Origin of the sequence: Oceanobacillus aidingensis, from assembly GCF_042654105.1 — a bacterium.
Classification (GTDB): domain Bacteria; phylum Bacillota; class Bacilli; order Bacillales; family Amphibacillaceae; genus Oceanobacillus; species Oceanobacillus oncorhynchi.
This window is the reverse complement of sequence record NZ_JBHSFT010000043.1, coordinates 1-21,164: the sequence shown is the minus strand read 5'-3', so window position 1 is coordinate 21,164 and position 21,164 is coordinate 1. Positions and strand designations below refer to the sequence as shown.

Here is a 21,164-nt window from a genome sequence, read left to right as displayed (position 1 = left end):
CAGGATTTTTTGTTGTGTAGAGAGTTAAACGAGAGCTCCAGAGTGTTTACAGGATCCACTGACCAAGTCCAAGGGGGCCTATTTTTGATTTTGCGTTAATCTTCATCCCGGTTTATTTCTCGAGCATGAAAAAGAATACATCAGATTTTCAGTAATTGTGTCCATTAATTTAAGAATGACTTGTGTTCGGGGATATTGTCTTATTTCATATGAATGTCCGTTCCATATTGTATTAAATGTAATTTTCTTGCTACAGATTGGGATGCAAAGTTATCCCAGGAGGTACTATACAATGCAAGTAATCCTTGACTTTGAATTTCAGCTGCCCAAGCAATGGAAGCGTCTATCGCGTATGCTCTTCCACGATACGTTTCAAATGTAGCTAAGCTTGCTTCAGCCGCTTCATTAGTTTGTCTCGCGCTGCAGCAAACGGATACAGCTGCTTCATCTTCAATAATAGCAAAGCAAGGCTGTTTATATTTAAGCACTTCGTAGATATATGGGAAATTTTGCTTCAGGCAGTCTTTGTTGAAGTCGGTAATTCGTATTGCTTTTGTTGTTATGCTGCTGACATCAGGAAACACGAAAGCAGGTCCAGTCCAAAAATTGCTGATTTGCCGGTCTGTGTTTAAAATGGTGATTATTTCTGCCAAGTCTATAGCAAAATCTGCATGAATGCTTCGTTCCAGCTTCTTTATTACGTTCTCCTCAAGGGCATTGGAGTATCTTACTACATTACCAAGCTGCGTCCCGCCAATGAAAATACGAGGTGCAGCCTCGTTTGGCGGCTCATTCACAAAGGTCATTCGATTATTATCATCCTTTTTAAATAACACGTTTACATGATGTTTCATCAATGCTATATCAGATACCAATAAAGTGTTCCTCCCTTTCCTAACCATTTGCTTAGCTAACAATATGATTTTTTAACAGAATATTATATGTTCTTTTTACCATAAAAGGCATCCTTAGGCAAAGTACATCTATAAAGTGCAAAGGAATGTGTTAAACTTTATGAAATACCTGTAAAAATCTCTGTAATATATAAAGAGGCAGGCAAAAGGGTATAGTCGGCAATAAAGATAATAGAAATCTATTAAACTAAAATTTCATAGGAGGCTGTCTCACTTGAACAATAACATTCTCATCGTAGAAGATGATATCTCAGTAAGCGAAATGATACAAAATTATTTAGAAAAAGAAGGCTATAAGGTAGTTACTGCTTTGGAAGGCGAAGAAGGAATGCAAAAATTTCAAAACGATACATTTGATTTAATCATTCTTGATATTATGATGCCGAAATTAGATGGCATAGAGGTAATGAAACAAATTCGAAGGGACAGCTCCGTCCCGATACTAATTGTATCAGCGAAGGATACGGACGTGGAAAAGGTGCTAGGCCTGGAGCTTGGTGCAGATGATTACATAGCGAAGCCTTTTTCCATGATAGAGCTTTCCGCCAGAGTAAAATCGGCATTGCGGCGTGCCACCAGTTATTCGGAGACAAAAAAAGAAGAGCAGGTGATAAACCATAAAGATTTAACAATTGATATCAATAATTTCTCTGTTCAAAAACATGGTAAGGAAATCAAACTGACTTCCAAGGAATTCGATATTTTAAAGCTGTTTCTCAAGCATCCCAATAATGTTTTTACAAAGGCTCAAATATATACCACGGTCTGGGGAAACGACTACTTTGGAGACGAAAATGTCATCAATGTTCATATTAGAAGACTAAGAGAAAAGATTGAGGACAACCCGGCTGAGCCTCATTATATTATGACCATTTGGGGAATTGGCTACAAACTAGGGGAATAGATGTGTGAATATCTTTTGAAAAGGGGGGAAAAGGCATGGCTTATTTCTTTATAGGGATTACCCTGATTTTAACCGGGATTATCATTTTTCAATATAAAGCAAAGATAGCAAGAGACAAGCAAATAAAATATATGCATGAAAAATTGGATAAGATTATCGCTGATAAAACCAGTGAGAATCTGCTTGTTTTTACCGATGATAAAGAGCTTATTCCTTTATTGATCAGCATCAATCATCTTTTAAACCATAATCAGAAAATATTGGCGGATTATACAAAAAAGGAAGAATCGATTCGGAAAATGATTTCAAATATTTCTCATGATTTAAAAACACCGCTGACTGTTATTGTTGGATATTTAGAAATCATTCAATCGAATAAAGTTATCGAAAAAGAAGCGGGCAAAGAGGTTCGTAAAGCACATGAAAAGGCGGCAGAGCTGCTGACATTGATCAATACGTTTTTTGATTTGGCAAAGCTGGAGTCTGGAGATAAGGAGATAACACTCGAAAAGATACATATTAATGAAATTTGCAGAAAGAGCATTTTAGAGTTTTATGAAATGTTAACTCAGCAAGGATTAGATGTTTCCATTAACATTCCAGATGAGCATATCTATGTAGCTGGAAATGAAGAAGCTCTGGACAGAATCCTTAGAAACCTGATATCGAATGCCATCAAGTATGGAAAGGATGGTCAAGTAGTGGGGTTAAACTTAAAACATGATAACGCATTTGCTTACATCGAGGTTTGGGACAAGGGGAAAGGTATTGATGAAATGAATAAAGAAAGCGTATTTGAAAGATTGTATACGCTTGAGGACTCGCGAAATAAGCTGTATCAAGGAAGCGGGCTGGGGCTTACCATTACGAAAAGATTAGTCGAAAGTCTGGAAGGTGAGATATCATTATCCAGCAAAGCTTATGATAAAACAGTATTTACTGTGAAATTAAAGAAACTGTCTTCGCAGGAAAACTAAAAATCCGCTTCCGTCCCGTTCTTTGCAAACTTAAGAAATTCGTAAGACATTGTTAAGAAAAAAGATAATTTTAATGTTTATGATTATTAATATAGCAATTTTGCAGAGAAAGGGAGGGATTTATTATTATGGAATACATTTTAAGAACACATGATTTAGGAAAATCTTTTCATGGAGGTCATGTTGTTTCCAATGTCAATATGAATATCAAGAAGGGAGAAATCTATGGGCTTTTAGGCCCGAACGGCGCAGGTAAAAGTACAGTCATGAAAATGATTTTAAATCTGTTTAAACCAAGCCAGGGTGCCGTTGAAGTGTTTAACGAAACATTGACGGATACTTCTTATGAGTTATTTAAAAGGATGAGTGCAATTATCGAATATCCCATTTTTTATGAGAAGCTAACTGCAATGGATAACTTGGATTTGCATTGTGAATACATGGGTTATCACAATAAAAAAGAGATAGAGACCGCTTTGAATCTTGTGAATCTAAAAAACATCGATAACAAGCCGGTTAAAAATTTCTCTTTAGGTATGAAACAACGGCTGGGAATTGCCAGAGCGGTAATCACGAAGCCAGAGCTGTTGATATTAGATGAGCCGGTTAATGGACTGGATCCAGTTGGCATTATTGAGATGAGAGACTTACTGGCAAGCCTGAATAAAGAGTATGGCATAACCATTCTGATTTCAAGTCATATTTTAGCGGAAATAGAGCAAATTGCTGACACAATAGGCGTAATGAATAATGGATATCTAGTAGAAGAAGTTTCCATGGATTCGATTAGAGAAAATAATGCAGAGTATATAGAATTAGAAACCGATGATGCCGGGAAAGCAGTATATATTATTGATTTAGAGCTGAATATAAAAAATTTCAAAGTACTTGATACGAACAAAATAAGGATATATGAATCAGGGACATCACAAAATCAAATCTATAAGAAGTTAATGGAAAAGGATGTTTCCATTACATCAATCAATACGAAGTCGGCTTCATTAGAGGACTATTTCTTGTCCTTAATTGGAGGCGGAAAAAATGTTTAAATTAATTCGTTTAGAATTAAGAAAAATAAATCTCAGACAGTATGTCTTTGGTGCTTTAGCAGCAATTTTTATTCTTGCCGGATTGTTATTCTTTGCAATGTATACGGATAGAAACACGATTGGTGCCACCAGTGAAGATTTTTTCTTTGTTGTTGACAGCACGAGAATGGTTTTTATTGTGTTTGCAGGTATATTAATTTCGAGGCTGTTTATTGAAGAATACAATGATAAAACCATCTCTTTGATGTTTACGTATCCCATCAGCAGAAAAAAGATTTTTATCTCTAAATTATTGATTATCATTTGTGCTACATTTTTCCTTATACATGTATCAAGAATCTTTGTAGCAGCAGTTTTATACATGTTAAACAGCCAATTGGATTTTATCGATGGAGGCATAACGATTCATTTGATAATGGAATATTTTAAAAACACCGTGATCTATGACCTTTCTTTCAGCGGTATCAGCTTAGTTCCTTTATTTTTTGGGATGCTCAAAAAATCTGTTAGAACAACCATTATCACATCGATTATTATTGCCATTTTCTTTGGCATAAGTAATGAAAATCTATCAGACCTTTCGATAGGTTCCTTCATTGTCAGATCATTGGTATTTATCATTATTGGTGCGGCTGCTTCGTATTTAGCGATAAGAAATATGGAGCGCAAGGATGTAACGTAGCGATGAGGGTATTCCGGAATATTACTGCCAACAATGTAATTTTCAATGTCAATAGGAAGAGTGGTGAGAAAAATCTTTAAGTTAATGAGTTTGGAAATGAGAAAAATAAATTTTAGCCGATATATAAATAACTCCTTAGCGGCATGCTTTGCCGTTACCGGATTTTTATTCTTCATGCTATATATAGACAGGGAACAATTTGCTGCCAGCAGTACAGATTTTTTATTTCTGATTGACAGTATAACACGAATGGTATTCATCGTTTTTTCAGGAGTGTTAATTTCAAAATTAGTTATCGAAGAATACAATGATAAAACCATTACCTTGATGTTCACATACCCAATCAGCAGAAAAAAGATCATTATCTCGAAGCTATTGATTATCATAGGCTTTACCTTTTTCTCTATGCTTCTGTCCAGAATTTTTGCTGCATTTGTTTTATCTATGTTAAACAGCAACTTAGGATTTATTGACAGTGACATAACGATTCCCATGCTCATCGAACATTTTAGAAATACGATTTTATATGACCTTTCTGCCAGTGGTGTCAGCTTAGTTCCTTTGTTCTTTGGAATGCTTAAAAAATCAGTTAGGACGACCATTATTACCTCTGTTATTATTGCCATTTTCTTTGGTGTCAGTAATGAAGACTTATCGATAGGATCCTTTATTGGTATTCCGGTGACACTTAGTCTTATTGGTATCGTTGCTTCTTACTTATCAATAAAAAACATTGAGCACAAAGATATATCTTAATGACATAAGGTCTCTATTTTGAAAAGACCGAAAAATCAAAATATACAGGAGTTACTAGCGATGAAACAAGACTACATTTATTTGTTATTTACAAACACTGGTACTTTATTGACGAAAGCTATTAGTCTGTATACCAAAGCAGAATACAATCATGTTTCGTTAGCCTTGGATTTGGAATTAAATGAAATATACAGCTTTGGCAGGAAGCATTTACGCAATCCATTTTGGGGAGGATTTGTGAAGGAAAATACAGAAGAGGAACTGTTTCAGAAAGCGGACTGCTCCATCTATGCTTATGCAATCAGTTCAAAACAAAACAAGAAATTACAAGAAACGTTAGCATTTTTTAAGCAAAGAAAAGACAATTACCACTATAACGTAATAGGACTGTTTGGAGTCATGTTTAATAAGCCCATTCCACGGTCAAATGCTTACTTCTGCTCGCAATTTGTGGCTTATCTGCTGATGGAAGCTGGTATGGTTTCTTTTGACAAGCCGCCGGAGCTTATCACACCGCAGGATATTCAGCAGCTGCCTGGATTAATTTCTATCTATCAGGGCAAATTACAAGGCGCAGTTTAACCAGAAGAGGGAGGCTCAAATTTCATACATTTTTTACCGAATAGGAGGATGCTGTTTGAAAAGATTCGTTTTATTAGTTTTCATGCTGATTGTATCCATCGTAACGTTGTTTGTCACTGCTTATTTTCAACGGGATGTCAATACACTGTCGTTAAATGATCCGCAAGTTATCCAAGCAAGTATTATCATAATGATTATTTTGTTCATTCCTCCTGTGTTATTATCTTTTTTCAACCATAAATTTTGGAGGGTTATCTCAGCGATTTATCAATCTATTTTTTTCTTGGGGTTTATCATCCTTGTACCGACCGGTGTATTCAGCTTCCAGGCTGTGGGTATCAGTATTGTGTCATTAATTGGTGCAGTTATCAGTCTTTGGAGCATTTTTAGCACATTGCCAGAAAGCTTTTTTAAAGAATATTGATTTAGCGTAGAGGTAGGAGACTTTCTGTATAACCCAGCATCCGCAGTTCAAGAAATAACATACGACATTGTCTCGGGAAAGGGTCTTATCCATGGTAAGGCCTTTTCTGTATGGGATAAGACCCATCTTACTTTTATTAAAAAATGATCGTTTAAAAATTTTTAACAAAATCTTTTTGACTGTAGAATGACTTATGATACTCTAGCGATAACTTGCATGACTCGAAAAGTATGTTGATATGTAACCAAGTGAATGCCGATTGTACAGCACAGCGTATTTCACTTTGAAAAAATGGAATCATAAGACGAAATATTATGCAGTGGGAGTCAGCGCCGTTATCCCCCGCTAAAATAAATTCATTTTCCACGCTCTATTTGAAGGCGGAAGTTTTACGGGCGTTTCTCCGTGATAAAAAGTCAGGTTCGGACGTTTACAAGTTTGATTTATGGTGAATAAAGCAAACTATAAAAGATTTTTTATTAAGTCTCGATATCCTCTTAGCTTTTCTTATTGTAGAAAAGGGAGTTTTTTTACAAATATACCCGATAGATTGAATCGTTTCCCGAATATTTCTATTAAATAGGTATCTGGATTGTCTTAAAAGATTTCAAATAAATCAAGGTGGTGAACCGCATGGAAGTTTTATATTTTTCAGCTGGACGTTCTCTTTATGAAATGAAGAAAGAGGCACAGGAATGGATAATGGAGGAAAGACCGGCCCCGGTTTCATTTATATGCCTTGCTGCAGATCCCAGCCGGAAAGGACGGCTGTATGGAGGGACCTTTAACGAAGGGTTATGGATAAGTAATGACAGCGGCAAGACATGGGTACCCGCTGGATCAGGAATATCACATAACAGGGTGATGAGTGTTGCGGTCAGTTCAACAGAGGTTAAAAATGGATGTCATGTCGTTTGGGCAGGCACCGAACCGAGCGGGCTTTTTCGTTCAGAAGACGGAGGAGAAACCTGGGTTGATTGCCCGGCTTTACTGGATTTACCTTCAAAATCTTCCTGGAGTTTCCCGCCTCGGCCGTACACGCATCACGTACGTTGGATTGAACCGGATATTCATGAGAAAAACCGCATATTTGTCGGCATTGAACTTGGCGGCGTGATGAAAAGTGAAGATAAAGGGGGCAGTTGGGAAGATCGAAAACCGAATTCCCAACATGATTGTCATGCTTTAACAACACACCCGCAAGCTCCAGGACGGATATACGAAGCTGCGGGCGGCGGGTATGCTAAAAGCTTTGATAGCGGAAACTCCTGGCAGACGTTCAATGAGGGTTTGGAGCCTTATAACTATTTGGTTGATATTGCCGTAGATTCAGGGGATGCAGATACAATGGTGGCTGCTGCGTCCAGGAGTCCTTATGAAGCATACGATCCATCCCGTGCAAGAACGATTTTAGTACGGCGTGAAGATGGCGGTTCTTGGTCGCCTGTATACAAAGGCTTGCCGGATGCAGAATGCTCCTCTGTTTTTGCGTTAACTTCTCATCCATTCCAGTCAGGTATTTTTTACGCTGTGAATAATCTCGGCTTCTATCTTTCTTTTGATGCAGGACAAAGCTGGGAAAAAGCACCGCTGGATTGGCCGGATGATTTAACGGGAGAAAGAATTCATGGATTCGCGATGGTCGTTTCCGAGGATTAAAAGACCATCGTGTCCATGGTCTTTATACGAATACGGGAATGTTAGATAAATGATATTTAACAAAAAAAAGCGCAATGACATCATGGAAGGAGTTGCATTCATGCAGGTGAAAAGGCGTAACCAGCGCCAGAGCAGTTTAATTTTTACTTTTACCGCAACGGTATTGCTGTTGCTTAGCGGATGTGTCTCAGAGGAAGAGACGGACCAGCAGCCTGAGCCGAATCCATCAGAAGATGAAAGCGAGAGACTGATTCCGCCAGAAAATGAAGAAGAGCCAGAACCTGAAACAGATGTGCCAGAGGCTTATGGTGTCAGCGCAGGGCATCCAGATGCTGTAGAAGCTGGAATGACTGTTTTGGAAAATGGAGGTAATGCCGTGGATGCGGCCGTTGCAGCGGCGTATGCCATTTCTGTTGTAGAGCCCTTTGCATCAGGAATTGGCGGCGGCGGAGTAACACTCGTTCAAGAGCAGGGTCAAGACCCTGAGGCATATGATTATCGTGAAGTTGTCCCTGAAGGCGGCATTCCTTCATCAGATATTGGTGTACCTGGATTTGTAGCCGGGACAAAGGAATTACATGATGACTATGGGACTGCTGACTGGGAGACAGTAATTGACCCGGCGATTGATTTGGCAGAAAGTTCGGAGGTATCTGCAACGTTAGCACAGCAGCTTCAATCTGCTCAGGACCGTCTGCCGGTTGAGCAGCTGGAGCATTTCTATCCGGATGGGACAGCGATTGAGGCAGGAGCCACTTTAGAACAGCCGGCATTGGCCGAAGCATTGCGTGATATCCGTGATAGTGAAGGAGCTTCCTTTTATGAAGGGGATACTGGAGAAGCGTTAGCAGCGATTCAAGGTCTGGACGGAGACTCACTTGCTGACTTTCGTGTCGGACGGCATGCCCCCGTGACCGGAGAGTTTGCTGGATACGAGGTGACTGGTGCTCCGCCGCCGCTTCCTGGTGCCAGCGTCATTCAAATGCTGCAAATCCTTGAAGAGCGGGGAACATTAGAAGAAGAACGGAATAGCACGCCATTTGTGCATGACATTGCGATGTCGTGGCGAATCGCTCAAGCATTTATTTATACGGATTTCGGTGACCTTTCGTTTGTGGATGTTCCGGTTGATTCTTTCGTTGACCGTGAACAGAATGCTGCTTTAGCAGAAGAAATCTCCGGTGACAGCTTGCTTCCTGAGGACGAAGAGCGGAGTTATGACGACTCGGACCCTAATACGACACATATTACAGTGATTGATGACAACGGCACTGTTGTTTCCATGACGAATACACTGACCAATTTCTTTGGCTCCGGTGTCTACACAGAAGGTTTCTTTTTGAATAATCAAATGTCTCGATTTGATATTGGTCAAACGGAGCAAAATGAACCTGAGCCTGGACGGCGTTCCGTTACCTGGTCCTCTCCAATGATTGTGGCAGATGAGGAGGGACCTGTTTTAGGGATTGGCAGTCCGGGAGGCGAACGTATTCCAATTATGCTTACGCAGGTGATTGCTGACTGGGTTCAAGAAGACTCGGACCTGGAAGCTGTTGTTGAAGCGGATCGTTTCCACCTGACGGATAATGCGCTTGTGATGGAATCCGCTCCGGAAGCAGATGTAAGGGAAGGATTGCTTAATATTGGGTATAACGAGATTCGTGAAGCTCCGACTCCGCTGTATTTCGGGTCTGTTCAGGCTTTGATGATCGATCGGGAGAATGATGACATCTCTGGTGCGGCTGATCCCCGGCGAGATGCTGATTGGCGTGTAGAACCACGGGATTAGGCAAGAATCTAGTATTCTAAAAAATGTACTTGGGCATTTTAATGTAAGGAGTTAAAGAGGATTCTATGACATCAATGAAGCAAAAAAATCAACATCAACGAATTGCTATATTAGACCAAATGCGGGGCGTTGCTTTACTTGGAATCTTTTTAGCCAACGTCCCGGGGCTGTCTTCCGTCGATACGGAAAATTTGTCTCCGGTTAATGAAGTACTAAGAAGCTTAGAGGAGATTATATTAACAGACAGTACCCGGCCGCTGTTTGCATTCATGTTTGGCCTGAGCCTTATGTTACTTTATAATCGCCTAAAAACGAAGCAAATCAACCCTTATCCAGTATTATTCAGACGATTATTTTTGCTTGCCCTCGTTGGTGCTGTGCACGGTTTTGCAATTTGGTCGGGAGATATTCTGCTCATGTATGGGATGGCGGGATTTTTCCTTCTGCTGTTTATGAATTGGTCAGCAGCCGGATTGGTTATTACTGCTTTCCTTTTCTGGATCGGCTATACCATTGGAGCGGATGTAATCAGTTATTTCTCATCCTATCATTTGTCTCTGGAAGCCGGTTTGAAAGGTCTGTTGCCTGACTCAAAAGAGCCGCCGACAGGAACAGAATATCTTATTATTGAATTTTCTTCCATGGTCGCACACATCAGCTTTTTCCTGTTTGGTATGTATGCGTATCGGAAGGGGCTGCTTACAATAATCGAAAAGCGAAGAAAAACCATGAGCTTATTGTCAGTACTTTTTCTTGTGATTGGGTTAGCAGGGAAAGCAAGCCTTTATGATAGAATTGCATTACATCCATTGGAAAGCTTCTACCCCTTTTTGGTGACAATCGGCATGATTTTATTCATTGTCCTTTTAGGAACTAGCAAGGGGAGCATGTCGAAGTTGCTTGTCCCGTTCACATCGGTCGGTAAGATGGCGTTTACGAATTACATCATGCAATCTCTGGTTTTTGTAAGTTTGTTTCAATCGAGCGGACGAACGGTTTTTATCAATTTAGGGATTTGGGAGGAACCAAGCTATGCGTTCGCTCTTGGGGTTGGAGTCATTTTATTCGCGGCACAAATGATTTTCAGTCATCTCTGGTTGAAAGAGTTCTCCTATGGACCGTTTGAATGGCTTTGGAGGATAGGGACTTATGGGAAAATGGTTTCTATCAAAAGAAAAGCAGAATAGATACATTTTATATACTAATGTAAAAAAATCCAACTGCAAGCTAGTTGGATTTTTTTACTGACTATTACTAATGAGCAAATTAAGCCCAAGCACCTTTTCGGAAGACCGGAACACGGCTGCCGTCTTCTTTAATGCCATCAATATCCATTTGATCCGAACCAATCATGAAGTCAACATGTGTTGCTGAACGATTCAGACCAGCTTCTTTTAATTCTTCTTCTGACATCTCCATTCCGCCTTCTAAGTTGAACGCGTATGCAGAACCCAGCGCTAAGTGATTTGAAGCATTCTCATCAAATAACGTATTGAAAAAAGTCAATCCGGATTGAGAAATAGGGGACGCGTCCGGAACTAAAGCAACTTCTCCTAAGCGGGAAGCACCTTCGTCTTGCTGGACTAATTTTTGAATAACCTCTTCGCCTTTTTCAGCAGTCACTTTGGTTACTTTCCCATTTTCAAAATGAAATTCCATCCCTTCGATGACAGAACCGGCATAACTTAATGGCTTGGTTGATACGACAACGCCATCGACCCGGTTGGCATCTGGGGCTGTAAATACTTCTTCTGTCGGCATATTGGCTATAAAGCGTTCTCCGCGGGAGTTAAAGCTTCCAGCACCTTCCCAGCGGTGGTTTTTCGGCAGGCCGACCGTTAAATCTGTACCCGGCGCAGTGTAATGCAATGCTGTAAATTGTTCCTTATTCAATGATTCCGCTTTCGTTTCCAGGGTCTTATCTTTATCCTCCCATGTGCGGATCGCATCGTCATCATATAAGTGAATCGCTTTGAAAATAGCATCCCATAATGCATCCGTTTGTTCTTCCGCTGAATCTAAATCCGGAAAGACTTTCGCTGCCCATTCCGGACCGGCTGCAGCTGCCACGACCCATGAGATTTTATTCGACTGTGTTGCTTGCGATAATGGCTGAAATGCTTCACCAGACGCTTTTTGCGTTGCAGCGATTTTTTCACCATCTAATCCTTTTAAGGCATCCGGATCATTGGAAACAACATTGATACGGCTGGCACCTTGTTCAATAATATAGTTCATTTCTTCAATGCGATAATCTGGAATATCTGTTAGGGTTTCGGTTGATTGATGCTCAAACCCAAGTCTTGAGATTTTATCGTCTCCCCATTTGACAATAACACGTTTTGCGCCTTTTTCATAAGCAGCTTTTGTGATTTTACGTGCTAATGGAGCCTGTTCAACATCAATCGTTAGAACGAGAGAATGTCCTTCTTGAACGTTGACACCGGTAGAAACGATTAATTCAGCATATTTTTGCAGGTATTCATCAAAATTTTCCAAAGCCATACATAGAGCCTCCTTGTGAAGTTGATATACGATTTTATCGTAGCACAATCATTTATGAATCACAAAAGAGGAGCTAGGCATTGATTCACCTCAAACGATTTTTCTTCATAACGATAACGTAAAAATGAAAAACTCGGCTTTTTTATTCCATTTCCAAGCCTATATTGCCAAATTGATTCCCGGATTTCATTCTCTCCAATGCATGTTCGATTTCAATAAGCGGATAAACGCTATCAGCACCGGTTTTATGTTGTGATGCGTTATACTGTTCGAATTCTTCCTTACTTTCCATAGAAGTTCCTAAGATATTAAATTGCGGGTAAAAGAGGGAGGGTAAAGAAAGGTCAATACTGTCTCCGGAGCTCGCTCCAAAATTAACCAAATTTCCATCTGGCTTTAAGACATCAATGTATTTTCGGGAAGAGTGCCGGCCCAATACTATCTAATATGATATCGAATTTTTCATCTTTCATTTTAGCTGTCCAATCCCTGTCTGTTTTTAAAAGATAATCCGCTCCGAGATCTCCAGCTTTACGCAGCTTCTCTTCATCTCTTGAAGTGACGCTCACCTTTGCTCCGATACAAACTAGATGATATAAAGAAAAATAGCATTTATTCATAAAAACTGATTTTATTGATTAACTTACCTTAGAATGTCTTGATTTCTTTTTTGCATTAACCAAAATAACGCCAAAAATAATCACCGCTGCGCCGATAATATGGTAATAATGAAAAGGCTCGTTTAAAATCAGTACTCCAGACAGGATGGTAATTAACGTAGCCACATTATTAAACACACTTACTTGAATAACCGGCAATTTGGACACAGCATAAATAGACAATAAAGACGTTCCAAATGTAGACAGGACACCCAAAAATAAAATTGATAATAAATATGGAATTTCTGTCAGGGAATCGATATACTCGCCGGCAGAACCGCCGTTTATGAAGTAGATGACATTAAAGAACAGAAAACCAATGAACATGATATATATCGTAATTTGAATTGGTGCGATAGATTTTGTTGCACTTCTGGACATTACCTGCCAAATCGCTGTTGCAAGAATAGATACGATAATCAGCAGGTTGCCAAGCAGATGAAAATCATAGCCTCCCGAGCTGTTCATCAGCTGCAGGAAAACGACTCCGGCAATGCTAAAAACGATTCCTAATCCTTGTACTATTCGGACCTGTTCCTTCAAAAATACACTTGCTAAGAGAACAGTTGTGGCCGGAGCAATCGCCTGAATGATTCCTGCCTCATAAACCGTTGTTTGATCAAGACCAAGTATTTGACTGCTGAAAAATATAATCGGGTAGAACAAGGAAATAATAATCACAATCATGATTTCCTTCCGATTCAACCGTAAATGGATTGGTTTTATGACAAGAAATAAAAGCAATCCCAAAAAAGCAAATATAAATCGCTGCGCCAATATAAGTAATTGCCCTTCATACGTCAAAGAAATTTTCACAAACATAAAGGACAATCCAATAATAATGGAAAAAGTGACTGCTGCCAGTAATGCATTATTTTTTTTCATGACTTCCTCCTCCTTCTATTCCAGAGTATAGAAAGAATGTCTAAACGGAAGCAATTCTTTTTTTAGGTGTATCGATACAAACAAGATAAAGGAAAATACAATTGAAATAGATTCATGGTAATCTGTTTGTAGAGGGAAAAGGGGCTGCTTATGAAGAAATATCAATTCGTAGCTGATAAAATCTTAAAACGTATAGAGGAAGGAATATATATAGATAGACTGCCGACGGTACGTAAATTAATGGAAGCCTTTGGAGTAAGTCAAGTGACGGTAACGCAGGCGCTTAAATATCTAGTTGAGAACAATAGAATATATGCCAAGCCTAATGTCGGTTATTATATTATTTCCAGAAAAGAAAAAGCTGCTGCTTTTAACGGGGTATATGATTTTTCAACTGCTTCCACTTCCTGGACGGACTTTCCATTGGACAGCTATTCGCAATGCTTGGAAGCTGCTATCCAAAATGAAAAAACAGAATTATTTACGTATGGTGCAACGACCGGCAATGAGGAGTTGAAAACCTTATTTCAGAAGCTGTTGATGGAGGACCAGATATTCACAAAAAAAGAGCAGATTATGATTACAAGCGGTACACAGCAGGCTTTGCATATTCTTGCTTTAATCATGCTGACCAGAAAGGAATCCATTCTAATTGAACAGCCCACCTATCATCAGGTCATCAATCTTATAGAACGCCTTCAGTTAGATTATGTCACATGCTGCCGAGGGCTGGATAAAATAGATTTGCAGGAATTAGAGAAAACGATTAAAATCAAGCGTCCAAGCTATGTTTATTTAATGCCGCGCCTGCATAATCCGCTTGGTACAACCATGAATGAACAGGAAAAAAAGCTGCTGTTGGAATTAGCAGAGAAATATGATTTTTATATGATTGAAGATGATTACCTGGGAGATTTTGAAGGGGACAACAGTTATAAAACACTCTACGAAATGGATAATGATCAACGTGTTATTTACTTAAAAAGTTTTTCTAAAATCATGTTTCCAGGGCAGCGGTTAGGTATTACTGTCGTGCCAAAGAAATTAATCGAGCCCTTTCGGAGTTTTAAAGAAATTATTGATATCCATACCAATTCTTTGAGCCAGGTTATTATGCAGACATTTATGGAGAGCGGTCTATATGCACACCATAAAGACAAAATCGTCTCCAAACATCAGCAGAAAGCAGAGATACTGCGGCATGCATTAAATACCTTTTTATCCGGGTATGCATTTAATGACAATCATCAAATGCATACCGTAATCAAGCTGCCAAAACAGATAAATATACAGAAACTTCATGAAGCATTAGCGAAACGTCATGTTTTAGTCGATGACTATAAAACAAATTATATAGCTGATTATAAGCAGAAACATAAATTCTTAAAGTTGAATACAACGAGTATTCAAGAAGGAAGAATCCATGAAGGTGTTCAATTAATCCATGAAGCAATAGAAAGCAGCAAATATCTCTAAAGCAAGAGGCGTCTGTATCGATACAGGCTTTACATATTTTTAAACAAAGGGAGGTCACTTCTATCATAATGAAACGTAACAAATAAGATAGGAGTGATTTTCAATGGAATCAGAATATATTTTAAAATGGATGCAAGAGCGAAAAAGCGTCCGAAGCTTTACAGAGCAGGAGGTAGATACGAATCTGGTAGCTAATATTATCGATCATGTCCGTTTGGCTCCGAGCGGATTCAATGCACAGCCTTGGCGATTTGTTATTGTGAAAGACAAAACCATGATTCAAAAGCTCTACCAATATTCCGCTTATCAAAAGCAATTAGATACTGCCTCCTGTGTCATCGTGCTATACAGTAATCTGATGGATGTGCGGGAGAAAGCAGATGATGTCCTTCATCCGGAAATGAATTTGGAAAAGAAGAAAAGTGACAAGGAAGCTCTTTTAGAAACGCTGGATATGGCTCCTGAGGTGCTGCAATCGCAAGGGTATATTGCGCTTGGGTATTTGCTGTTAGCGCTCACCGCTTACGGTATATCCAGCGTTCCGATGCTGGGTTTTGATCTGGAAAAGGTAAAAGCATTATTGGAGATAGAGGGGAATATTCTTTCTGTGGTTGCAGCAGGATATGGAGCTGACGAGGGGCATAGTCACCACCGTCTGACTTTGGGAAAAATTGTTCGTATATATTAGAGGTAGCAGGATATCATGGTATTTTTAAGCTTCTGTGTGCAGCATCCTATTTAACAAACCTGTATCTGCTGATAAAATGAAGAAAAGCAATTTACCCGTTTAATTTATCAGATGAAGGTGATTTTAGTGAGCAGAGATGCAGTTATACATTATGCAAAAAGAAAATACGATACAGAGCCAGATTATCCTTGGGCTAAATTTTCTAATTACGCTGTGCTTCGGCATAAGGAAAACAGCAAATGGTTTGGGTTGCTGATGGATGTGAACAAAGAGAAATTAAATATAGAAGGAGAAGGGACTGCAGCCGTTTTAAATGTCAAATGCGACCCGGAATTGGCATCGATTTTAAGAAAAGAAAATGGAATACTGCCAGCTTACCATATGAACAAAGAACATTGGATCAGCATTCTGCTGGACGGTTCTATTTCAGAAGAGGAAATATTTGAACTTTTAGATGCCAGTTATCATTTAACCATGTAGACAAATCATGACTGCAGCAGACAATAATGTTTGCTGCATTTTTGAATAAAAGGAAATTAATTGAAAGAAACGTATGTTCTTTTTCTTAGGATAGTGTTATGATAAGATAACGCAATTTACAAATGAAGGAGAAAAAAGAGCATGACAGGAAAAACACATATTATGGCTGGAATCACAGCGACGACAGCCATCGTCGCCATCACAGATGCATATCAGCCCGAATGGTTCATTGCAGCAGGCGCAGCAGGGGGCTTGCTTCCGGATATTTGCCATAGCGGCAGCAAAATCGGACGGAGGTTTCCAGCGGTTTCGAAAGTAGTTAATACCCTCTTTGGTCATCGAACCTTTACACATAGTTTATTATTCTTAGCGCTGGTGGCGTTTATTTTATCTAAGTTCATCAGTAATCCGTCGATCACCATGGGGATTTTAGCTGGTATGGTTACGCATTTTATACTAGATGCTGCGACAAAGCAGGGAATCAAGCTGCTGTACCCTGCAAAGATTACGATTCGTTTTCCATTCGCTGCAACAACTGGCGGAAAAGCGGAAGGGGTTGTTTTACTGGCGTTGACAGTAGTTACGCTATTTTACGCCAACAGTATACTGGCATTTTTCTAAGCATGTGTTTTTGACCAGCTTCACAGCAGGCAAGGAGGTTATCATGGAAATTCAAATTTCAAAAATACAGAAAGAACAAGCATGGGAGCTTAGGCATGAAGTCATGTGGCCGAATGAGGATTTCAACTACATAAAGTTAAAGGATGATGCTTCGGGTATTCATTTGGGACTTTTTAAAGATAATATACTGATTTCCATTGTTACGCTGTTTATAGACAAAGAGGAAGCTCAATTTAGAAAATTTGCGACGCTGATATCAGAACAGGGAAAAGGGTATGGAAGCAGATTGTTAGAGTCCGTATTTGAGGAAGCGAAAAAACATGATGTGAAAAGAATTTGGTGTAATGCCAGAAAGAATAAGAGCCATTTTTATCGGAAGTTTGGTCTCCAGGAAACAGATAGAAGTTTTATGAAAAATGGGGAGGCCTACGTTATCATGGAGAAATTTCTGTAGTCCTCCAATAAATGAAAGAAGCCGTCTGTGCAGCACAGACGGCTTCTTTCATTGTGGAAGCTCGGACGTCTTCCCGACTAATTATGGTGCATGGTGTATTAAAGTTGTTCCAGTCATACACAGAAAGAAACCTTCAATGAATACTTTTCATTTTTTTGCTAAAAATAAATTCTATTACCATAAGGAACAGCAATTAGAACCATCTATTCGGGATACCCGTAATCAAGAGATGATTTCTAATGAAGGGAAAAAGATCGTGGATGATGAAAATTCACTGACTGCCGGAGACCGCGGCCCGACTCTGATTGAAGACTTTCTTGCCAGAGAAAAGATAGCGCATTTTGATCGAGAGAGAGTACCGGAACGGGTCGTGCACGCTCGAGGAACAGGTGCTTATGGAGAATTTGAACTGTATCAATCTATGAGTGAAGTGACTATGGCAGATTTCTTACAGGATCCTTCCAAAAAAACACCGTTATTTGTACGTTTTTCACAAGTAATCGGTTCACGGGGCTGTAATGAAACCGTTCGCGATGTACGAGGTTTTTCTATTAAATTCTACACAGATGATGGAAACTTTGATATTGTGGCCATCAATTTCCCCATTTTCTTCATCCAAGATGCGATTAAATTCCCTGATTTGATTCACTCTGTCAAACCGGAGCCTGATAATGAATATCCTCAAGGGCAGACGGCACACGATACATTTTGGGACTTTATGGGAAGTAATCCGGAGACGACTCATATGGCGATGTGGATTATGTCTGACCGGGCTATTCCAAAGAATTTTCGTACCATGGAAGGCTTTGGCGTTCATACGTATCTTTTTGTAAACAAAGAGGGAGTTGCTCATTTTATCAAATTTCATGTCAAGCCTGTCCTGGGTGTTCATCCATTGATTTGGGACGAAGCACAAAAACTTGGCGAGGATGCCGATTTTCATCGAAGAGACCTTTGGACAAATATCAAAATGGGCAATTATCCGGAATATGAACTTGCTGTACAGATTATCAGTGAAGATCAGGAGTTTATGTTTGATTTCGATATTTTAGACCCGACAAAGTTTTGGCCGGAGGAGGAAGTCCCGCTTCAAAAAATAGGAAAAATAACGTTAAACAAAACGGTCGATAATGCTTTTTCGGAAACAGAACAAAGTGCGTTTCACCCAGGGAATATTGTTCGGGGAATGGATTACTCCAATGATCCGCTGCTGCAAGGGCGATTATTTTCGTATACAGATACACAGCAGGTGCGAATAGGCGCAAATTATCAACAGCTTCCTATCAACAAGCCGGTTTGTCCGGTTTTTAACAATCAGCGGGATGGAAACTCGCGTCATGTGATTGACCGAGGAAAAGTATCTTATCATAAAAACATATTAGCGGATAATACACCATCAGAAGTTCCGCCAGACAAGGGAGGCTTTGTTACGTATCCTTCCACCGTAGAAGGGTTGAAGCAGCGTAAAACAGCGGATTCTTTTAAAGATCACTATACGCAGGCAAGGATTTTCTGGAACAGCATGACACCTGTAGAGCGGGAGCATATTATTGGAGCGTATAGCTTTGAGCTGGGAAGATGTCTTCATGTACCTGTGCGTCAGCAGATGGTGGACCGCTTGGCAAGGGTCAGCAAAGAGCTTGCAGAGGCTGTTGCGTCAAATGTTGGTGTTACTGTACCAGACGTAGAAGAGTCAACTGCTACGAAATCATCGCCGGCTGTAAGCTTAATGAATACCAATTTTGTGGCGAATACACTGAAAGTAGCTGTTTTTCTGGCAGAAGGTTTTCCGGGTAAGGAAGTGGATGCTTTGCTCAAGCAATGGAAGAAGGCCGGGATGCATCCCGTTATTGTCAGCAATAAGCTCGGTGAAGTAAAGAGCAGCGAGGGAATGACTTTTGATGTAGACCAAAACTTTCTGACAGGATCTCCGTTAAGCTATGAGGGTGCATATCTTGTTGGCGGTACCGGAGTCAATGACTATTTTCATCATCAAGCCCGTACCTTTATTATGAATATGTACAATCATTTCAAGCCGATAGGTGCTAGAGAAGAGAGTGCTCATTTATTGAAGGAAATGGGTATTGAAGGACAGCCTGGAGTCGTGATGGATATCGATTCGCAATTCGGACAGAAGTTTATTGATGCGATGGCGAAGCAGCGTTTTTGGGAGCGTCCGAGTTTCCTTTATAATATGTAAGGTAAAATAAGAAAAACATCAAATTACGATAAAGTGAGTAATTTGATGTTTTTTTTATTTGGGATTTCATTCTGTGTAAGGTTTATAAACGTTTCTTTCTGAAAAGAAATTATTCTGCATTTCTTAAGAAAAGCGGGGAAGGGAAGCTTTTTATTGAATAATAATTATCGCCATGCAATGGAATAATGTTCCGCTTTATTGTCCCTTGTCATTCTCCATCCTTTCTGCCTTTAATTTTGATTGGAAATTCCTAAACCAGTCGATTTCAAATTTAATTTTCTCTATACCTAAATCCAGCGTTGCATATTGGAAATAGGCAATTGATTTTACTCCCTCTTCCGTCATAAATTCTGTTGCACCGCCAGCTTCTTTTAAATTATTTATATAGTCACGGCTGAAATTATTTCTCTGATCAATCGTTATGTTAATAGCTTCCAAGCGATGTAATTCTTTTTCTAATTCTTCCAGATAGCTGTTGATAAACGCTTCGTGCTCTGAATGATCTGCGAACCCTTGAAAGAAAAATTTACTTAATTCCATATTTTTTTCCTTGTATAACATAGGTGTTGATATATTTTCTCTAAAATGTTTTACTCCAGCTTCTGTAATATAATATGTTTTTTTGTTTACACTCCCCTCTATGTGTTCTTCAAAAGTAATCCATTCCTTTTTCAATAATTTTTTGATTCCTGCTTGAATACTGCCTGTGCTGTCGCTGCTGACATTAGATAAGGTTTGTTTGATAGATTGCCTTAACTCATAAATCGTTGAACCTCGAATCATCAGAAAGCCTAAAATAATAGTATCCATCGTAATCCATTCTCCTTTAGTTAAAAAATGCTGTAATAAAAAAACACATAGATGACAAGAAAGACAAAGGGGTCATAACATACTTTTCCTTTTTGCTGGAAGATATGATGTTCATCCCTGTATTCAATAATAAATAAAATCCAAAGAAAATACATAATCCTCTTTCGATAGAAAAAGGGAAATCTATTATAATTATCCCGCCAACGTCAAGTATCGTTATAATTGCAATCATTTGGATGACCAGCGAGATTCCGCTTATTATTCGCATTTTTATAGGTAAGATCCTGAATTTACCTCCTAAAGTAAATTCACCTAATGGCAACCCTAAAGTTACCAGCAGCGTAAAAAGTGCAATGAACCCAAAAATAAACGCACCTAGGAATGAAAAAGAAAGCATCACAGTTCCTCCTTGGTCAGCTTTTAAAGCTGACGTTACTATTAGTAATATTACTAATAGTAACATTAATTATAACCATTGTCAGCATTTTTTAAATAATAATGAAATGAATTAACTGGAGTAAAAAATCAAGAGAGAATAGATAATATAACTCAACTTTCGCACCTAGAAAAACTTAATAAAATCAATAAGCTCAAGTACTTGTAGCTACTGTAGTAGGTTGCTTGACACAGATTTTAAACATGAAAAAACA

23 protein-coding genes are annotated in these 21,164 nt (G+C 39.2%); 16 read left to right on the top strand and 7 right to left on the bottom strand.

The genetic code is table 11. The features are described 5' to 3' along the window. Positions 1-200: 200 nt before the first annotated feature. Positions 201-875 carry a GNAT family protein gene (locus ACFO3P_RS15700; protein WP_042533973.1) on the bottom strand — a complete coding sequence of 225 codons (675 nt, stop codon included), beginning with the start codon at positions 873-875 and terminating at the stop codon, positions 201-203. Positions 876-1,128: 253 nt separating this feature from the next. On the opposite strand from ACFO3P_RS15700, the gene ACFO3P_RS15695 reads away from it, so the two are divergent. The 10 genes from ACFO3P_RS15695 (at position 1,129) to ACFO3P_RS15650 (ending at position 10,923) form a co-directional block, all read left to right on the top strand. Further along, entirely contained in the window at positions 1,129-1,818 is a 690-nt protein-coding gene (locus ACFO3P_RS15695) for a response regulator transcription factor (RefSeq protein ID WP_042533975.1), read from the top strand. Positions 1,819-1,853: 35 nt separating this feature from the next. Further along, complete coding sequence (locus ACFO3P_RS15690) at positions 1,854-2,795, top strand: sensor histidine kinase (RefSeq protein WP_042533977.1); 942 nt, start codon at positions 1,854-1,856, stop codon at positions 2,793-2,795. A 128-nt stretch (positions 2,796-2,923) separates the two neighbouring features. Further along, positions 2,924-3,844, top strand: coding sequence for an ABC transporter ATP-binding protein (locus tag ACFO3P_RS15685; RefSeq protein WP_289585249.1), 921 nt, complete (start codon positions 2,924-2,926; stop codon positions 3,842-3,844). After that, the gene (locus ACFO3P_RS15680; RefSeq protein ID WP_289585248.1) at positions 3,837-4,526 is read left to right on the top strand and encodes an ABC transporter permease; all 690 of its coding nucleotides are present in this window, start codon (positions 3,837-3,839) and stop codon (positions 4,524-4,526) included. The genes ACFO3P_RS15685 and ACFO3P_RS15680 overlap by 8 nt, the downstream gene beginning before the upstream one ends. Before the next feature lie 96 nt (positions 4,527-4,622). Beyond that, complete coding sequence (locus tag ACFO3P_RS15675) at positions 4,623-5,282, top strand: ABC transporter permease (RefSeq protein ID WP_175297059.1); 660 nt, start codon at positions 4,623-4,625, stop codon at positions 5,280-5,282. 60 nt (positions 5,283-5,342) lie between these two features. Next, the gene (locus tag ACFO3P_RS15670; protein ID WP_042533983.1) at positions 5,343-5,864 is read left to right on the top strand and encodes a hypothetical protein; all 522 of its coding nucleotides are present in this window, start codon (positions 5,343-5,345) and stop codon (positions 5,862-5,864) included. A gap of 55 nt (positions 5,865-5,919) precedes the next feature. Then, positions 5,920-6,288, top strand: coding sequence for a hypothetical protein (locus tag ACFO3P_RS15665; protein ID WP_042533985.1), 369 nt, complete (start codon positions 5,920-5,922; stop codon positions 6,286-6,288). Positions 6,289-6,921: 633 nt separating this feature from the next. Next, positions 6,922-7,947: a WD40/YVTN/BNR-like repeat-containing protein gene (locus ACFO3P_RS15660; protein ID WP_289585246.1), complete on the top strand. Its 1,026-nt coding sequence runs from the start codon at positions 6,922-6,924 to the stop codon at positions 7,945-7,947. A gap of 100 nt (positions 7,948-8,047) precedes the next feature. Continuing rightward, complete coding sequence (locus ACFO3P_RS15655) at positions 8,048-9,736, top strand: gamma-glutamyltransferase (RefSeq protein WP_379542513.1); 1,689 nt, start codon at positions 8,048-8,050, stop codon at positions 9,734-9,736. A 65-nt stretch (positions 9,737-9,801) separates the two neighbouring features. After that, complete coding sequence (locus ACFO3P_RS15650) at positions 9,802-10,923, top strand: DUF418 domain-containing protein (RefSeq protein ID WP_042533987.1); 1,122 nt, start codon at positions 9,802-9,804, stop codon at positions 10,921-10,923. A 79-nt stretch (positions 10,924-11,002) separates the two neighbouring features. On the opposite strand, the gene ACFO3P_RS15645 is transcribed toward ACFO3P_RS15650, so the two are convergent. From ACFO3P_RS15645 to ACFO3P_RS15630, 4 genes are all read right to left on the bottom strand, one after another. Beyond that, positions 11,003-12,241, bottom strand: coding sequence for an aminopeptidase (locus tag ACFO3P_RS15645; RefSeq protein ID WP_289585244.1), 1,239 nt, complete (start codon positions 12,239-12,241; stop codon positions 11,003-11,005). 142 nt (positions 12,242-12,383) lie between these two features. Further along, complete coding sequence (locus ACFO3P_RS15640) at positions 12,384-12,623, bottom strand: MDR/zinc-dependent alcohol dehydrogenase-like family protein (RefSeq protein ID WP_052485066.1); 240 nt, start codon at positions 12,621-12,623, stop codon at positions 12,384-12,386. Between the two features lie 22 nt (positions 12,624-12,645). Next, entirely contained in the window at positions 12,646-12,861 is a 216-nt protein-coding gene (locus ACFO3P_RS15635; protein WP_084612970.1) for a zinc-binding dehydrogenase, read from the bottom strand. 18 nt (positions 12,862-12,879) lie between these two features. Continuing rightward, entirely contained in the window at positions 12,880-13,785 is a 906-nt protein-coding gene (locus tag ACFO3P_RS15630; protein ID WP_379542512.1) for a DMT family transporter, read from the bottom strand. A gap of 150 nt (positions 13,786-13,935) precedes the next feature. Here ACFO3P_RS15630 and ACFO3P_RS15625 point away from each other — a divergent pair, with 150 nt between their 5' ends. The 6 genes from ACFO3P_RS15625 (at position 13,936) to ACFO3P_RS15600 (ending at position 19,704) form a co-directional block, all read left to right on the top strand. Further along, complete coding sequence (locus ACFO3P_RS15625) at positions 13,936-15,261, top strand: aminotransferase-like domain-containing protein (RefSeq protein WP_289585242.1); 1,326 nt, start codon at positions 13,936-13,938, stop codon at positions 15,259-15,261. A gap of 103 nt (positions 15,262-15,364) precedes the next feature. Further along, complete coding sequence (locus ACFO3P_RS15620) at positions 15,365-15,949, top strand: nitroreductase family protein (protein WP_256706258.1); 585 nt, start codon at positions 15,365-15,367, stop codon at positions 15,947-15,949. A 126-nt stretch (positions 15,950-16,075) separates the two neighbouring features. Further along, complete coding sequence (locus tag ACFO3P_RS15615) at positions 16,076-16,429, top strand: MmcQ/YjbR family DNA-binding protein (RefSeq protein ID WP_244882398.1); 354 nt, start codon at positions 16,076-16,078, stop codon at positions 16,427-16,429. A 141-nt stretch (positions 16,430-16,570) separates the two neighbouring features. Then, positions 16,571-17,050: a metal-dependent hydrolase gene (locus ACFO3P_RS15610; protein WP_042533996.1), complete on the top strand. Its 480-nt coding sequence runs from the start codon at positions 16,571-16,573 to the stop codon at positions 17,048-17,050. A gap of 49 nt (positions 17,051-17,099) precedes the next feature. Then, positions 17,100-17,504: a GNAT family N-acetyltransferase gene (locus ACFO3P_RS15605; RefSeq protein WP_042536250.1), complete on the top strand. Its 405-nt coding sequence runs from the start codon at positions 17,100-17,102 to the stop codon at positions 17,502-17,504. Between the two features lie 136 nt (positions 17,505-17,640). Beyond that, positions 17,641-19,704 carry a catalase gene (locus ACFO3P_RS15600; RefSeq protein WP_289585241.1) on the top strand — a complete coding sequence of 688 codons (2,064 nt, stop codon included), beginning with the start codon at positions 17,641-17,643 and terminating at the stop codon, positions 19,702-19,704. A gap of 195 nt (positions 19,705-19,899) precedes the next feature. Here the strand turns inward: ACFO3P_RS15600 and ACFO3P_RS15595 are convergent, their stop codons facing one another. Both ACFO3P_RS15595 and ACFO3P_RS15590 read right to left on the bottom strand, forming a co-directional pair. Then, complete coding sequence (locus tag ACFO3P_RS15595; protein ID WP_193062128.1) at positions 19,900-20,514, bottom strand: PadR family transcriptional regulator; 615 nt, start codon at positions 20,512-20,514, stop codon at positions 19,900-19,902. A 16-nt stretch (positions 20,515-20,530) separates the two neighbouring features. Continuing rightward, positions 20,531-20,911 (bottom strand): hypothetical protein, encoded by a 381-nt coding sequence (locus tag ACFO3P_RS15590; protein WP_042534001.1) that lies wholly within the window; start codon positions 20,909-20,911, stop codon positions 20,531-20,533. Positions 20,912-21,164 lie beyond the last annotated feature (253 nt).

Bases quoted from the DNA above. Each gene is read 5' to 3' on its own strand.
- ACFO3P_RS15690 (WP_042533977.1), top strand. From the start codon at position 1,854: ATGGCTTATTTCTTTATAGGGATTACCCTGATTTTAACCGGGATTATC.
- ACFO3P_RS15685 (WP_289585249.1), top strand. From the start codon at position 2,924: ATGGAATACATTTTAAGAACACATGATTTAGGAAAATCTTTTCATGGA.
- ACFO3P_RS15680 (WP_289585248.1), top strand. From the start codon at position 3,837: ATGTTTAAATTAATTCGTTTAGAATTAAGAAAAATAAATCTCAGACAG.
- ACFO3P_RS15675 (WP_175297059.1), top strand. From the start codon at position 4,623: ATGAGAAAAATAAATTTTAGCCGATATATAAATAACTCCTTAGCGGCA.
- ACFO3P_RS15670 (WP_042533983.1), top strand. From the start codon at position 5,343: ATGAAACAAGACTACATTTATTTGTTATTTACAAACACTGGTACTTTA.
- ACFO3P_RS15660 (WP_289585246.1), top strand. From the start codon at position 6,922: ATGGAAGTTTTATATTTTTCAGCTGGACGTTCTCTTTATGAAATGAAG.
- ACFO3P_RS15655 (WP_379542513.1), top strand. From the start codon at position 8,048: ATGCAGGTGAAAAGGCGTAACCAGCGCCAGAGCAGTTTAATTTTTACT.
- ACFO3P_RS15650 (WP_042533987.1), top strand. From the start codon at position 9,802: ATGACATCAATGAAGCAAAAAAATCAACATCAACGAATTGCTATATTA.
- ACFO3P_RS15645 (WP_289585244.1), bottom strand. From the start codon at position 12,241: ATGGCTTTGGAAAATTTTGATGAATACCTGCAAAAATATGCTGAATTA.
- ACFO3P_RS15635 (WP_084612970.1), bottom strand. From the start codon at position 12,861: ATGAATAAATGCTATTTTTCTTTATATCATCTAGTTTGTATCGGAGCA.
- ACFO3P_RS15630 (WP_379542512.1), bottom strand. From the start codon at position 13,785: ATGAAAAAAAATAATGCATTACTGGCAGCAGTCACTTTTTCCATTATT.
- ACFO3P_RS15625 (WP_289585242.1), top strand. From the start codon at position 13,936: ATGAAGAAATATCAATTCGTAGCTGATAAAATCTTAAAACGTATAGAG.
- ACFO3P_RS15620 (WP_256706258.1), top strand. From the start codon at position 15,365: ATGGAATCAGAATATATTTTAAAATGGATGCAAGAGCGAAAAAGCGTC.
- ACFO3P_RS15610 (WP_042533996.1), top strand. From the start codon at position 16,571: ATGACAGGAAAAACACATATTATGGCTGGAATCACAGCGACGACAGCC.
- ACFO3P_RS15600 (WP_289585241.1), top strand. From the start codon at position 17,641: ATGAATACTTTTCATTTTTTTGCTAAAAATAAATTCTATTACCATAAG.
- ACFO3P_RS15595 (WP_193062128.1), bottom strand. From the start codon at position 20,514: ATGGATACTATTATTTTAGGCTTTCTGATGATTCGAGGTTCAACGATT.
- ACFO3P_RS15590 (WP_042534001.1), bottom strand. From the start codon at position 20,911: ATGCTTTCTTTTTCATTCCTAGGTGCGTTTATTTTTGGGTTCATTGCA.